Here is a 13,628-nt window from a genome sequence, read left to right as displayed (position 1 = left end):
CCGTCCGCCCGCCCAGAGAGCCACCTGCGCGGCCGGTCTCCCGGATTACTCGGTGAGGAACGTCGTCCGGTCGGGGATGTCCGGCTCGGGCGGGAGGGTCCGGACCCAGATGTTGACGACCGTCGGCGGCAGGTTGAACGAACCGGCGGCTGGGCTCTGATCGGTGACCGTGTTCTCCTCGGCGGAGCTCGTCCACTCCCACACCGTCTTCACGCCGTACCCCTGGGCCCGCAGCGTGTTGAACGCATCGACATGCGTCATCCCCACCACACCCGGTACGCCGAAGAACTCCTCCTTCTTCGCGAAGGTCGCCGCATCGGACCGACGCAGTACAAACCCCTCCGGCAGCACCCCGTTCAGCCGCGCAGCCTCCGCATCCACCACCTCGACAAGCCTTACCTGCAAGGCGGAATCCGTAACCCGCCCCACAACCTCCTGCAGCCCACCCAACTCCTTGACCTGCCCCGTCAGCACCTCACCAAGCCCCGACTCCAACTCGGCGAACAGCTCGTGACAGACCTCCTCGCCGTCAGGGCCGAGATAACAGAACCGCCAGTACGACTCCGGCATGACTCCCCCTACCTTCGAAAGAACGATGCCTCGAGTCTTCTCGGCAAGCTTCAGCCAGCCTTCAGAACGTTCACTTGGTGATACCCGCTCGCAAGGCGGCCCACTGGCGCAGGCGTTCGGTGATCTGGGATTCGTAGCCGTTGCGGGTCGGCTTGTAGTAGGCCTCGCGGTCCATGTCGTCGGGGAAGTAGTTGGCGCCGGAGAAGCCGTCGGTGGTGTCGGGGTCGTACTGGTAGTCCTTGCCGTAGCCGAGTTTCTTCATCAGGCGGGTCGGCGCGTTCAGGATGTGCGCCGGCGGCATCAGCGAGCCGGTCCGCTCGGCGGATCGGTGCGCGGCGCTGAAGCCGCGGTAGACGGCGATCGATTTGGGGGCGGTGGCGAGGTAGACGACAGCCTGCGCGATCGCCAGCTCTCCCTCGGGAGAGCCCAGTCGCTCGTAGACGTCCCACGCCGCGAGTGTCTGCTGGACTGCGTGCGGGTCGGCCATGCCGATGTCCTCGTTGGCGAAGCGGACCAGGCGTCGCGCCACGAACAGCGGGTCCTCGCCGCCGTCGAGCATGCGGGCGAGCCAGTACAGGGCCGCGTCCGGATCCGAGCCGCGCATCGACTTGTGCAGCGCGGAAATCAGGTTGTAGTGGCCCTCCTGCGACTTGTCGTACAGAGGTGCACGCTGCTGGACGAGCCGGGCGAGCGCGGTGGTGTCGAGTGGCTGCTCAGTGGTGGGCAGGGCCTGGAGTTGCTCGACCATGTTGAGCAGGTAGCGGCCGTCGCCGTCTGCCATGGCGGTCAAGGCATGGCGTGCGGTCTCGTCGAGTGGCAGGAGGCGGCCAGTGAGCTCCTCGGCTCGCTCGATGAGTGACTCCAGCGCGGCCTCGTCGAGGCGTCTGAGGACGAAGACCTGGGTGCGGGACAGGAGAGCACCGTTGAGTTCGAAACTCGGGTTCTCCGTGGTGGCTCCGACCAGGACGATCGTGCCGTCCTCGACGTACGGCAGAAAGCTGTCCTGTTGGGCACGGTTGAAGCGATGGATCTCGTCGACGAACAGCAGCGTGCCTTGTCCGACCGTGCGCCGCTGCTGAGCTGCGGCGAACACCTTCCTCAGGTCGGCGACCCCGGCGAAAGTCGCCGAGACAGGCTCGAAGTGGAGGTTGCTGCGATCGGCGAGGAGCCGCGCGATCGTCGTCTTACCGACTCCGGGCGGCCCCCACAGGACCGCGGAGACGAGGCGTTGCTGGGCAACCATCCGGCCGAGCGGAGCTTCGGGAGCGAGGAGATGTTCCTGCCCGACGACCTGGTCGAGCTCCGTCGGCCGCATCCGGTCAGCCAGCGGTCGATGCGGCTCATCGTCGAACAGCGGCAGCGTCGGTTCCATCAGCCGGCGACCACTAGGTCGTAGGAGTGCTGCACCGCATCCGCGACCATGCGCTCGGTGACTCCCTCCCCCGGTCCCACCGAGATCCAATGCCGCTTGTCGAGGTACCGACCCGGCGTGATCGACGCATACCCGCGCTGCAACACCGCGCCGTACTCGGGTTCGCACTTGACCGTGATGATCGGATTGCCCGGATCGTCCGTGACAATCAGAAACACCTTGTTGGAGACCTTGTAGACGTCGAGCGAGTCGACGAACGGCCGGCCCTCGCTGACCCCCGGCAGCGCGCCGGCCGCGTCCCGGGCCGCACGCTGGAGCCGCTCCCCCGCCGTGTGCTTCGATTTCGTCATAATTTCCATCCTGCCCGACACCACCGACAGTCGGTCGGTAAGCACCATCAAGCCAGTTGCTGTTCGACGGCGGCCGTCAGGGCAGTAGTTGGGTGGCTCCGGTTCGTACGGCGTTCCAGTCGGTTGTCTGGGTACGTGAACGGGCGCGGGTGAGCCACTGGGCGCGGTCTTGGTGTTCGCGGCGCAGGTTGGGGAGGTCGATGTCGACGCCCAGCGGTGGGGTGGCCTCGACATCGGTGATGCGGGACTCCATGGCGGCCATCAGGGTGGTGTGGAGCTCGTCGATGGCGGTGACGAAGTCGGCGACGGTGACCGTGGTTCGCAGGGCTCGGGGTTCGGCGAAGTTGGCGGGGGCGTTCCAGTCGAGGGTGAGGTGGTCGCCGATTCGCCAGCAGCGGAGGCTTGGCGATTCGCGGAGGTAGCTGAAATTCAGGCTCCGGTCGGACCAGCAGTCGATGGCGGCGTCGGCCGCTTCGGATTCGACGTCCTTCCAGTCGCTGCCATCGGATTCGAGGAAGCCGAGCAGGTCCGCCGGCACCTCTTCAACCGCAGCCGGCAACAGCGCCAGCAGGTCCTCCCACAACCGTACGACGTAGTAGTCGACGTACGGAATGTCGTAGTCAGCCGCGAACCTCAGCAGCCGCACATCACCCAGCTCGATCCAGTACCACCCATCAGTGAGCCCGAACCAATGCAAAGTCGGCTTGTCCCCACCCCACAACCCCACCTCCCCCAGCGGATGAAACCCGAACCGGAAACGAATCGGCACGGCGGTCAATCTGCGGCCCTCGAGCGCCGATCAGGAAGGTCGAGGGCCTCCACCACCGCTAAGATTCGTCACTCACAACGGACATCGCGGTGAGCAGCTCGCGCACCAGGACAACCAGGCTCGGGGCAACCGTTGGGTCGTCGCCCGAAGCGCGTGCAGCGAGCGCAGGTAGATCGTGAGCTCTCTCGGTAGCGTGGTCACGGAGGATCTGCAACCCGCGAGCTATGTCTGCTTGCGCCGCTGCACCGACATCTCTCGAGGAAAGACCTTCCGTGAATTGACTGAGCGGACAGACCTGCAGCAGGCGAAGGACATCAAGTGCGTCCTTGTCGACCACTCGTCTCGAGTTTCCGCGGCTAGCATCTGCGAGACGGTCGTCGAGCTTGATGGCCTTCGCGACGAGAAGGGCGGCCGGGCCGGCAACGCGAATCTCATGCCAGCGGGAATCTGAAGAATCCAGCGCTGCAATGACCTGCAGCGAGTTGTCAGACAACGCAAGGGCAAGACCAGGCCCGATTCTCGCAACGCTGTTCGCATGCGGGGTCAGTCGAGCAGCACGAGCCGAGGAGGACTGCCTGTTGGACTGATGTGGTGCAACCATCAGGTCGACGGCGATTCCTTGCGAGTTTTCCCAATGCCCCGGCTGTCCGGGCACGAACCCGGCCGCCCGGAGGGTTGCCGCGATCTCGGGGTCGTCAGCGAGAAGATCTGTGTCCAACGCCAGATCCGCATCCGTGGTCATCGGAGGCACATTCGCACCCTGAGTACCAGTGTGGAGGTAGACCGCCTGTGCACCGATGAGGACAAGGCTGGGACGATGCGCCGACAGGGCGTCCAGGGCGTCGAGCAAGGTCCGCCGTGCGGCAACATATTCGAGAGCAGGTTCTGCCATCACGCGCTCCAGGCGGGATCGGATTGAGCAAGCTGGTCCATGAGTTGATCCGCTAGGAGACTCTCGCGCCCAGGAAGGGTGAGGAGGTCTGCGAGGACTTGGGGTAGCGGGGCTAGTGGCAGATGGTTGCGATGTCGGGGAGATTCGATCAACTGCTGGTCGCGCGGTGCAGCGACGATCACGTTGCTCGATTGCCTGTCCACTCTGACCAAGCCGAGCTCGACCGCCAACTCGCGCGGGTCCTGTGCATACAAACTCAGTCTGGTCGCCGGCACGACGGGTACCGTTCCAGCACCCAGGTACTCGTTGCCCGCGAAACTCCCCGTCGCACAGACCTTCGACAAGGACGACAGCTGCGCAAGAACTGGAGGAAGACCCCGAGGCGCCAAGTAGTCCAGGACGACGCCGTTGCCGTTCAGGTAGCTGTAATCCTGGGTCCAACGCTCAAGCAGGGCTCGTTGTCTGATGACCACGATCCGGCCGTGCTGGTCGCGCTCGACCGCACCCGCCGCCACGAGAGTGGGCAACAGCTTGGACACCGACCCCGGGCTCTTGACGGATGCACGCTCGGCCAACTCGCGCACCCCGATGGGCGGTTGAGTCTCCAGGAGCGTTCGCAGGACGCGACCGACCGCGACGCCATTGAGCCGGGTCACCTCGTTGTTGACCCTGGGCTGAGACCGTTCGGCGCCCTCCGTACGAACGAGGATCGGCGGGTCATCCACCTTCAGAAATACCCATCCGGACTCGTCGACGTAGCTGATCCCGAGTTCCTCGCATGCCCGCCGAAGGGGTCCGTTCGTGTAATCCGTCATGAGGAGCAACGGGTTCGTGGCTCTCCGCTGCTCGCCGGCCAGTACCCCGATGACTGCCGAACTCGGGGCCGTGGTCCATCGCTTGACGACTACGTCGAGAACGCCAACGACTTCTCGCGGGCCGCGAAGAGTGATGGTGGCATCCACCGCACCGTCCACCACCATGACGACTTCCACAGCCCACGCAGGGGGCAGCAATTCACGGAGACGCTGGACCAGGGCCTGAACGAGCGTTTCCTCATCGCGCCTGTTTCTCATATCGAGAAACAGACTATTTCAGGAAACACCCTTGCGTCAAGTGACGGATCATTGCGCAGCGTATTCACCGGCCGTCGGACAGACCCCTGGAGCTCAAGCCGCACGACGGGACGCCGAGCCGCCAAAAACTGCGCTGACGCCTGCCGCGGTCTGCGATGAATCAGACGTTGAAGCGGAACTCGACTACGTCGCCGTCTTGCATGATGTAGTCCTTTCCTTCCATGCGGACCTTGCCGGCGGCGCGGGCGGCGGTCATGGTGCCGGCGGCGATGAGGTCGTCGAAGGAGACGATCTCGGCCTTGATGAAGCCGCGCTGGAAGTCGGTGTGGATGACGCCGGCGGCTTCGGGGGCGGTGGCGCCGCGCTTGATGGTCCAGGCGCGGGCTTCTTTGGGGCCGGCGGTGAGGTAGGTCTGGAGGCCGAGGGTGTCGAAGCCGACGCGGGCCAGGACGTCGAGGCCGGGCTCGTCGATGCCCATCTCCTTGAGCATCTCGAGGGCTTCGGCCTCGTCGCCGAGCTCGACGAGTTCGGCTTCGAACTTGGCATCGAGGAAGATCGCTTCGGCGGGGGCGACCAGGTCGCGCATCTGCTGCTTCAGGGGCTCGTCGGAGAGCTCGTCGGCGTCGCAGTTGAAGACGAACAGGTAGGGCTTGGCGGTCATCAGCATGAGTTCGCGGATGGCGTCGCGGTCCACGGTGGTGGCGATGATCGGCGTACCGGCCTCGAGGTGCTTCTGGGCCTCGCGGACGGCTTCGAGGGTGACCGCGGCCTCTTTCTTGAGGCGGGTCTCCTTCTCCAGGCGCGGGATCGCCTTCTCGACGGTCTGCAGGTCGGCGAGGATCAGCTCGGTCTGGATGGTCGAGATGTCGTCGGCGGGCGAGACCTTGCCGTCGACGTGCGTGACGTCGTCGTCGCGGAAGACGCGGGTGACCTGGCAGATCGCGTCGGACTCGCGGATGTGGCTGAGGAACTTGTTGCCCAGGCCCTCACCTTCGGAGGCGCCGCGGACGATGCCGGCGATGTCGACGAACTGCACCGTGGCCGGGATCACCTTGGCGGAGCTGTAGAGCGCCGCGAGCTTGTCCAGCCGCGGGTCCGGTACGCCGACGACCCCGACGTTCGGCTCGATCGTCGCGAACGGGTAGTTCGCCGCGAGCACGTTGTTCTTGGTCAGGGCGTTGAACAGGGTGGACTTGCCCGCGTTGGGGAGCCCGACGATTCCGATGCTGAGTGCCACGGGCGTCAAGAGTACGCGGCTAGGGCGTGCTGACCCCAATTCAGCCCGGGGTTGGCCCCGATTCAGATCAGGAAGGACTCCAACTCGGCGCCGTACCAGCGCGACGTACGGCCCAGTGAACGCATGCCGAGGCGGCGGCAGACGGCGAGTGATGCGCCGTTGTCGGGGCGGACGACAGCGTAGATATGTGACAGCCCCGCCTTGAACCCGTGGCCGATCGCACCGCGCGCCGCCTCGGTGGCGAGCCCGCGTCCCCAGGCGTCCGGGTGGAAGTGCCAGCCGACCTCCACCTCGCCGCGACCGTCGGTCCCGTCAGAAGGATCCGGGAGCGGGACGAGCAGCACCGTGCCGGCGACGGTCGAGGTCGCGCGTTCGTAGACGGCCCAGATCCCGTACGGCGGTTCCTGGTTGCGCTCGTTCCAGCGCTCGATCACGCGGTTCGCGCTGTCGCGATCCGTCATCACCTTCGGGTCGGCGCCGAGCCAGCGCGCCACCTCCCAGCGCCGGTAGATGTCGAACACCCGGTCACCGTCGGCGGCCGCCCAGTCACGCACGACCAACCGGTCCGTCTCGTAGACCACCTTCGGCTCCATTCTGATGATCTATCCGTCCGAACCAGGCAAGAGCAAGCAACGTCTCCAGTCTGTGACCAGTTGGAGAAAGCTCGTCCCGGATCGCTCACGCTTCGTGTTCGGTTGCCTGCAGTTCCTGCGCTTCGGCCTGCTCGAACTGGTCTCCTGCCTCTTCCCCGCGTTCCTCTTCGCCGGCCTCGCGATCTCCAAGTACGTCGAACTTCCGATCGCCCGGTACGACGCTCTGCTGGTCTACTGCCTTGGCCTGACGCTGCTGTTCTGGGTGGTGCGCCTGGAGACGTGGCGCGAGGTCGCGGTGATCTTCGGGTTCCACCTGGTGGGTCTCGGACTCGAACTCTTCAAGGTCCGGATCGGCTCGTGGCAGTACCCGGGTGACGCGGTGACGAAGTTCGCCGGCGTACCGCTCTTCGCCGGATTCATGTACGCCGCGGTCGGCAGCTACATCTGTCAGGCCTGGCGGCGGTTCGATCTGCGGGTCAGCGGCTACCGCCCGATCGCGACGACCGTGCTCGCCGTACTGATCTATGCGAACTTCTTCACCCATCGCTGGATCCCCGATCTGCGGATCCCGATCGCGATCGTGCTGCTCTGGGTGCTGCGCAAGACGTGGGTCTTCTACACCGTCGGCGTACGGCGTTATGGGATGCCGCTCGCGGTGTCGTTCGGGCTGATCGGCTTCTTCCTGTGGATCGCGGAGAACTTCGGCACGTTCCTCGATGCGTGGAACTATCCGGATCAGGTCAGCGTGTGGCGACTCGTCCATCCGGCGAAGTTCGGGGCCTGGGCGTTGCTCGTCAGCATGAGCTTCGTGTTGGTCGCGAGTGTGAAGGCGCTCGAGGGCAGGCTCTATCACCGCGGTGCGGCGGCGACTGTTGCGACACCTCATGCGACTGATGTCACAGCACCCCCGGAATGCAGTGAATATGAAGGCGCTGAGATCTCACCGCAACATCAAGATGCCAACCCTGGCAGGAGTTGAGGCGTCTTCAGGGTGTGAGGCTCCTGAGGGGGAGCAACTGGGGAACATCCGCCTGCTAGAGAGGGAGCATCATGTCCCGAAAGTTCGCCGCATTCATCGCGACCGGGGTGGCGCTGGTCGTCGTTGCCGGTGCGTTGCTGGTCCTGGCGCTGGGACACGAGCGTCAGCCACAACCGGCCGCCGCCACCACACAGACGTCACCACCGCCGCCCGTCAACCCGCCGTCGAACCAGCCGTCGGGTGAGCCGACCGAGACGCCGGGCAACAACGCGCCGCCGTCGACGCCGGGCAAGCCGGCCGACGACCCGACCGCGAACCTGGTGAAGGGCAAGAACAAGAAGGTCATCTTCTTCAGCTTCGACGACGGGCCCGACCCGTACTGGACGCCGAAAATCCTGCAGGTGCTGGCGAATCACGGCGCGCACGCGACGTTCTTCGAGCTCGGTACCATGCAGGCCGCGCACCCCGGACTGCGTGAGCAAGTGCTTGCTGCAGGCAACAGCATCGGCAGCCACTCGATCTCGCACCCGCAGCTGACCGCGATCTCGGCGGCCGAGCGGCACCACCAGATCTTCGACGGACCGCGCTCGACCTGCTTCCGCCCGCCGTACGGCGCGAGCAACCCGAAGGTCCGCGCGGACATCAAGGCGGCCGGTATGGTGCAGGTGCTCTGGGACGTCGACCCGCGCGACTGGGCCCGCCCGGGCGTCAACGCGATCGTGCAGAACATCATGAACAACGCGCACAACCACAACATCATCCTGATGCACGACGGCGGCGGCGACCGCGCGCAGACCGTCGCCGCACTCGACAAGGTGCTGCCGCTGCTGAAGGCGAAGGGCTACTCCTTCCCGGCGATGGACTGCAAGCAGCCCTGACATAGGTGCTCTCGGCAACCGCCTGACCTCTGCTGGGGTCAGGCGGTTCGTCGTTGGGAGGAACCCGCATCAGCCGGTCAGCGGCGGGTGCTGCGGTGAGTCGGGCAGAGGCCAGCGGCGGATCGGTTCCTGATCTTCGGCGACCAGGAACTCCGGTGCGGTCAACGGGCGGACCGAGGCTTCGATGGACTCCATGGCAGCGAGCTCGGACTCGGTGACGTGCAGGTCGCGGAGTTTACGAGCGGTGATGAAGACGCGGCGTTCGAACGAGCCGACCGTGCCGTTGTAGGCCTCGACCGCTGAAGTCAGCGACCGGCCCACGCGGCCGAGGTGGTCACCCATCACCGAGAGGCGGTCGTAGAGCTCGCGGCCGAGCTCGAAGACCTGTTGCGCGGACTCGGTCAGCGCCGACTGGTTCCACGCGTACGCCGCTGCACGCAAAGTTGCGATCAACGTCGTCGGTGTCGCCAGAATGACCCGGCGCTCGGCCGCATACTCCAGCAGCGAAGGCTCGACATCGAGCGCGGCCGACAGGAACGACTCCCCCGGCACGAACAGGATCACGAACTCGGGCGACGGCGACAACCGCGTCCAGTACGCCTTCGCAGCGAGCTGGTCGACATGGATGCGCAGGTGCCGGGCGTGCGCCCGCAGCCGATCCTCCTGGAAGTCCGGATCGTCGGACTCGGCCGCCTCCAAGAACGCTGCCAGCGGCACCTTGGAGTCGACGACCAGGTTCTTGCCTTCAGCCAGCCGTACGACGAGGTCCGGGCGAAGCAGTCCGTCCTCGCCGGAGCCGGAGGTCGTGGTCTGCTCGGTGAAGTCGCAGTGCGCGACCATCCCGGCGAGTTCGACGGTACGGCGTAGGTGCAGCTCACCCCATCGACCGCGGACCTGGGGTTTTCGGAGCGCGGTGGACAGCGAGGCCGTCTCACGGCGGAGCGCTTCGCCGCTGATCCGCACCTCGTTGACCTGTTGGTGCAGCTCGCTCTGCCAGGCGGCCCGGCCGCGCTCCAGCTGATTCAGCTGAGCGTGCAGCCGGTCGAGCGCCTCCTTGACCACGGCCTGGCCGCCCATCTGCTGGCCGACCGACGTCCGCTCCTGGGTCAGCTCGACCACCCGGTCCTCGGCCGCGTCACGCTCGGCCGTGATCCGGGCCAGCGCGGCGCCGTCGCGCCCGCGCACCCAGAGCACCCCGAAGACCGCTCCCAGCAGGAGACCCACCACCAGGAACAACAGCACCAGTAATACCGTCGCGCCACTCATGTCACAGATGGTGCCGGACGCCACCGACAGTTTCCGATGACCTACACGGTGTCGCCCGACAACCCTCTGGAGGGATCACCCGTTTCGGCGGGCGCGGTACTCGAGATCGGCGTCGACGGGCTTCATCACGGCCGCCACGGCCGCGATCGCCTCGGCGAGCGTCTTGCCCGCCTCGATGGCGTCGTCGAACGCCTTGTCGGCGCGGGCCCGCTCGTCCTCGGTCTGGACGCCGTACCGCAGCGACCAGATCGCCTGCCGGCGAACCTCCTGCCGGGTGGCGGCGCCTTCGTTCTTGATCTGCTGCATCAGGTTCTCGTACTGCCCCACGGTGAACAGCTCCTTCGGTGTCGTGCCGGCGGCGGCGAACAATGCGGTGGTACTGATGCCCCCTGGATCCCCGTGGTCGTTCCCGGGGATGTGACTGTGACCGTAGTGGCCACCCCGGTTCAGCCAGATGGTCCGGCTGCGGGGTGACTCGGGCACGTTGTGGGGCGGACTCGCGATGAACCTCGGGGGCGGCCCGGCGGGCCAGACGTCCTTGATTCCCCAGGACCGCACGGCGGCCATGAACGCACGGAAGTTCTTACCCGGTCTCCAGGTGTCGGTGAACGGCTCGGCGGAGCGGCCGATCACCTCGATCTGGATACAGGCGCGGCCGACCCGGTTCGTCAGCGTCGCGCCGTCGTTGCGCAGTGCCCGGCCGCCCACGTTGAGCGGCATGAACTGTCCCAGCCGGTCGGTCAGCGGGTCGTAGAGCACCTGCGGTTCGGCAGATTTGTTCCTGAGTACCCCGACCATCGCGGACCACACCGCCGATGTCCCGGCGTCAGCCTCGGTGGTGTGCCAGACCACGCGCGGCGGTGCTTTCGAGGTGATGGTGCCCCCCGGGGAGGACGGCGTCAGCCGTTCGGCTCCGGGGATCCAGATCGTGCTCGCCATGATTTCCTTCCTCACTGAGATCTGGTCGACCCAAGGCCTGATGATCTCCCGCTGACGGCGACAGCGCATGTCGGGGGGCGGCGGAGGGCGGAGACCTGTGGGCGACGCAGTGTGTTCACAACATCACACCCTGCTATTGGACCAAGTTGGCGGAGATCCGACAACAGTGAGCTGTTGACAGCATGGGGTGAATTGGCGGGACTATGAGAGCGCTCTCAGACCATGGACGGCGCCCTCCCGCCCCTCGCCGTCCGTGCGCTTCGCCTTCCCTCCCTGGGGCACATCTGAGGAGGAAACAGTGCGCAAGAGACTTCATCTCCCGGCGATCGTCGCGGCTCTGGTGACCGCGGCCGGTCTGCTCACGGCGGGCAGCAGCACGCCCGCAGCGGCCGTTCCGGCCACCATTCCGCTGAAAATCAGCAACAACTCGGGCCGTGGCGACGCGGTCTACATCTACAACCTCGGCACCAACCTGGCCACCGGCCAGCAGGGCTGGGCCGACGCGGCCGGCACCTTCCACGCCTGGCCGGCCGGCGGCAATCCACCGACCCCGGCTCCGGACGCGTCGATCGCGGGCCCGGGCAACGGCGGCTCGATCACGATCCAGATGCCGAAGTTCTCCGGCCGGGTCTATTTCTCGTACGGGCAGAAATTGGTGTTCAAACTGACGACCGGAGGTTTGGTCCAGCCGGCCGTCCAGAACCCCTCCGACCCGAACCGGAACATCCTGTTCAGCTGGTCGGAGTACACGCTGAACAACGACGGTCTCTGGATCAACAGCACCCAGGTCGACATGTTCTCGGTCCCGTACGCCGTCGGCGTGCAGCCGGTCGGCGGAGCCACCAAGACGACCGGGCACCTGAAGGCCGGCGGCTACAACAACTTCTTCAACGCACTGCGCGGCCAGCCCGGCGGTTGGGCGAACCTGATCCAGACCGCGCCGAACGGCTCGGTCCTGCGAGCACTGGCTCCCCTGTACGGCGTTGAGACCGGCGCCCTGCCCGCGAACGCGATGGACGACTACGTCAACCGGGTGTGGTCGAAGTACAGCTCGCAGACGCTCACCGTGACGCCGTTCTCCAACGAACCGAACACCAAGTACTTCGGTCGCGTCTCCGGCAACACGATGAACTTCACCAACAGCGCGGGACAGACCGTCACGTCGTTCCAGAAGCCCGACTCGGCCAGCATCTTCGGCTGCTTCAAGCTGCTCGACGCACCGAACGACCTCGTCCGCGGCCCGATCTCGCGCACGCTCTGCGCGGGCTACAACCGGTCGACGCTGCTGACCAACCCCAACCAGCCTGACGCCAACGACTCAGGCTTCTACCTCGACACCGTGACCAATCACTACTCGCGCAAGATCCACGCCCAGATGGCCGACGGCAAGGCCTACGGCTTCGCCTTCGACGACGTCGGTGCCCACGAGGCGCTCGTCCACGACGGCAACCCGCAGACCGCCTATCTGACGCTCGATCCCTTCAACTGACAGACGGGCGGGCAACTGACAAACGAGCGGGCCGGTACGACGTACCGGCCCGCCCGCGCTCGTGGTCAGTAGCCGAGCGTGAACCGCCGCCGGTTGTGGGCCGGCTTCTCGAACTCGTCGAGTACCGCGACCGCGAAGTCCTCGGCGGAGATGTGGTCGCCGACCGGCTCGTCGAGGCCGAGCCGAAAGGTCCCGGTGCGCTCGCCCGGCGCGATCACGTAGGACGGATGCAGCATCGTCCAGTTCACGCTCTCGTCGGTGGCCTGCAGCGTGTCCAGCACCTTGGCGACAGTCAGCGACTCCGCCTTGTACTCGGCCGGGAAGTCCGGCCCGTCGACCACGCGCCGGCCGCCGATGCTCAGTCCGCCGGCACCGCCGACGACGAGCAGCCGGGTGTCCGTGCCCTGCGCGGCCGCGATCAGGTTGTCGACCGCGTCGATGTACTCCTGGTGGTCGCCACCGGTCCGGCTCGGGCCGAGCGCCACGGCGACCACATCCGCGTCGCCGACGATCTCCTTGACCGAGGCGACGTCGTTCGCGCTCGCCTGCACTCCCTGAACCCCCGCGGGCAGCTCGGCGCCGGAGCGGGTCACGCCGGTGACCTCGTGCCCCCGAGCGGCCGCCTCGGCGACGATTCGACTGCCGACCATGCCACTCGCGCCATAGACCGCGACCTTCATGTTCCCGCCTCCAGATGAGTGAACTATCAACTTGTCGCCAATAGTATCGATTGGTAACTGGCTACTTCAACGTGCTATAAGTACCTGGTGGTTACTAATGGGACACACGAGCGCGGCGACCTGTTCAACCCGGCCTGCGGGACCCGGGTGGTTCTGGACCGCATCGGCGACAAGTGGACCGCTCTGGCGGTGCTGCTGCTGCAGCACGGACCACTGCGCTTCACCGAGCTCCGCGACGGCATCGGCAGCGTCGCACCCAAGGTACTCACCCAGACCCTGCGCCGGCTGGAGCGCGACGGCCTGGTCACCCGGGAGGTCTTCGCCGAGGTCCCGCCGCGCGTGGTCTACGCCCTCACCCCGATGGGCCGCTCACTGATCAAGCCGCTGACCGCTGTCAGCGAGTGGGCCGAAGAGCACATCAACGCCATCCACGACGCCCAGAGCCAGTACGACGCCACCGTCTGACCTGAAACCGTCTGAGCTGATACGGGCCTGAAAGGGCCGGCGCCTACCTTCGGAGCATCAACAGCGACGAAGGAGG

Annotated in this window: 15 protein-coding genes; 4 read left to right on the top strand and 11 right to left on the bottom strand. The window is 66.2% G+C overall.

What is annotated here, in order from left to right; translation table 11 throughout:
* Positions 1-45 precede the first annotated feature (45 nt).
* The 8 genes from ACFVWG_RS27205 to ACFVWG_RS27170 form a co-directional block, all read right to left on the bottom strand.
* The gene (locus tag ACFVWG_RS27205; protein ID WP_391546245.1) at positions 46-570 is read right to left on the bottom strand and encodes a PASTA domain-containing protein; all 525 of its coding nucleotides are present in this window, start codon (positions 568-570) and stop codon (positions 46-48) included.
* Between the two features lie 70 nt (positions 571-640).
* Positions 641-1,942, bottom strand: coding sequence for a replication-associated recombination protein A (locus tag ACFVWG_RS27200; RefSeq protein WP_391546244.1), 1,302 nt, complete (start codon positions 1,940-1,942; stop codon positions 641-643).
* Positions 1,942-2,292: an MmcQ/YjbR family DNA-binding protein gene (locus ACFVWG_RS27195; RefSeq protein WP_391546243.1), complete on the bottom strand. Its 351-nt coding sequence runs from the start codon at positions 2,290-2,292 to the stop codon at positions 1,942-1,944. The genes ACFVWG_RS27200 and ACFVWG_RS27195 overlap by 1 nt, the downstream gene beginning before the upstream one ends.
* A 76-nt stretch (positions 2,293-2,368) precedes the next feature.
* Positions 2,369-3,061, bottom strand: coding sequence for a DUF5984 family protein (locus tag ACFVWG_RS27190; protein WP_391546242.1), 693 nt, complete (start codon positions 3,059-3,061; stop codon positions 2,369-2,371).
* A gap of 58 nt (positions 3,062-3,119) precedes the next feature.
* The gene (locus tag ACFVWG_RS27185) at positions 3,120-3,953 is read right to left on the bottom strand and encodes a GSU2403 family nucleotidyltransferase fold protein (RefSeq protein WP_391546241.1); all 834 of its coding nucleotides are present in this window, start codon (positions 3,951-3,953) and stop codon (positions 3,120-3,122) included.
* Positions 3,953-4,933, bottom strand: a complete 981-nt coding sequence (locus ACFVWG_RS27180; RefSeq protein WP_391546240.1) for a helix-turn-helix domain-containing protein — start codon at positions 4,931-4,933, stop codon at positions 3,953-3,955. The genes ACFVWG_RS27185 and ACFVWG_RS27180 overlap by 1 nt, the downstream gene beginning before the upstream one ends.
* Positions 4,934-5,186: 253 nt before the next feature.
* Positions 5,187-6,263, bottom strand: coding sequence for a redox-regulated ATPase YchF (ychF, locus tag ACFVWG_RS27175; RefSeq protein ID WP_391546239.1), 1,077 nt, complete (start codon positions 6,261-6,263; stop codon positions 5,187-5,189).
* Positions 6,264-6,325: 62 nt separating this feature from the next.
* Positions 6,326-6,856: a GNAT family N-acetyltransferase gene (locus ACFVWG_RS27170; protein ID WP_391546238.1), complete on the bottom strand. Its 531-nt coding sequence runs from the start codon at positions 6,854-6,856 to the stop codon at positions 6,326-6,328.
* 52 nt (positions 6,857-6,908) lie between these two features.
* Between ACFVWG_RS27170 and ACFVWG_RS27165 the strand changes: the two genes are divergently transcribed.
* Both ACFVWG_RS27165 and ACFVWG_RS27160 read left to right on the top strand, forming a co-directional pair.
* Positions 6,909-7,835, top strand: a complete 927-nt coding sequence (locus ACFVWG_RS27165) for a DUF817 domain-containing protein (protein ID WP_391546237.1) — start codon at positions 6,909-6,911, stop codon at positions 7,833-7,835.
* Between the two features lie 71 nt (positions 7,836-7,906).
* Entirely contained in the window at positions 7,907-8,713 is an 807-nt protein-coding gene (locus ACFVWG_RS27160; RefSeq protein WP_391546236.1) for a polysaccharide deacetylase family protein, read from the top strand.
* A 69-nt stretch (positions 8,714-8,782) separates the two neighbouring features.
* Here ACFVWG_RS27160 and ACFVWG_RS27155 read toward each other — a convergent pair whose 3' ends face one another.
* A complete protein-coding gene (locus ACFVWG_RS27155; protein WP_391546235.1) occupies positions 8,783-9,979 on the bottom strand; it encodes a DNA recombination protein RmuC in 1,197 nt (398 codons plus the stop codon).
* Positions 9,980-10,054: 75 nt separating this feature from the next.
* On the bottom strand, positions 10,055-10,918 hold the full coding sequence (locus ACFVWG_RS27150) for a hypothetical protein (RefSeq protein ID WP_391546234.1): 864 nt from the start codon (positions 10,916-10,918) through the stop codon (positions 10,055-10,057).
* Between the two features lie 298 nt (positions 10,919-11,216).
* On the opposite strand from ACFVWG_RS27150, the gene ACFVWG_RS27145 reads away from it, so the two are divergent.
* Entirely contained in the window at positions 11,217-12,407 is a 1,191-nt protein-coding gene (locus tag ACFVWG_RS27145) for a glycoside hydrolase family 64 protein (protein WP_391546233.1), read from the top strand.
* A gap of 65 nt (positions 12,408-12,472) precedes the next feature.
* Here the strand turns inward: ACFVWG_RS27145 and ACFVWG_RS27140 are convergent, their stop codons facing one another.
* A complete protein-coding gene (locus ACFVWG_RS27140; RefSeq protein WP_391546232.1) occupies positions 12,473-13,087 on the bottom strand; it encodes an NAD(P)-dependent oxidoreductase in 615 nt (204 codons plus the stop codon).
* An 87-nt stretch (positions 13,088-13,174) separates the two neighbouring features.
* Between ACFVWG_RS27140 and ACFVWG_RS27135 the strand changes: the two genes are divergently transcribed.
* A complete protein-coding gene (locus ACFVWG_RS27135; RefSeq protein ID WP_391546231.1) occupies positions 13,175-13,552 on the top strand; it encodes a winged helix-turn-helix transcriptional regulator in 378 nt (125 codons plus the stop codon).
* Positions 13,553-13,628 lie beyond the last annotated feature (76 nt).

The organism is Kribbella sp. NPDC058245, from assembly GCF_042882005.1.
Taxonomy (GTDB): domain Bacteria; phylum Actinomycetota; class Actinomycetes; order Propionibacteriales; family Kribbellaceae; genus Kribbella.
This window is presented reverse-complemented; position numbering and strand designations above follow the sequence as displayed.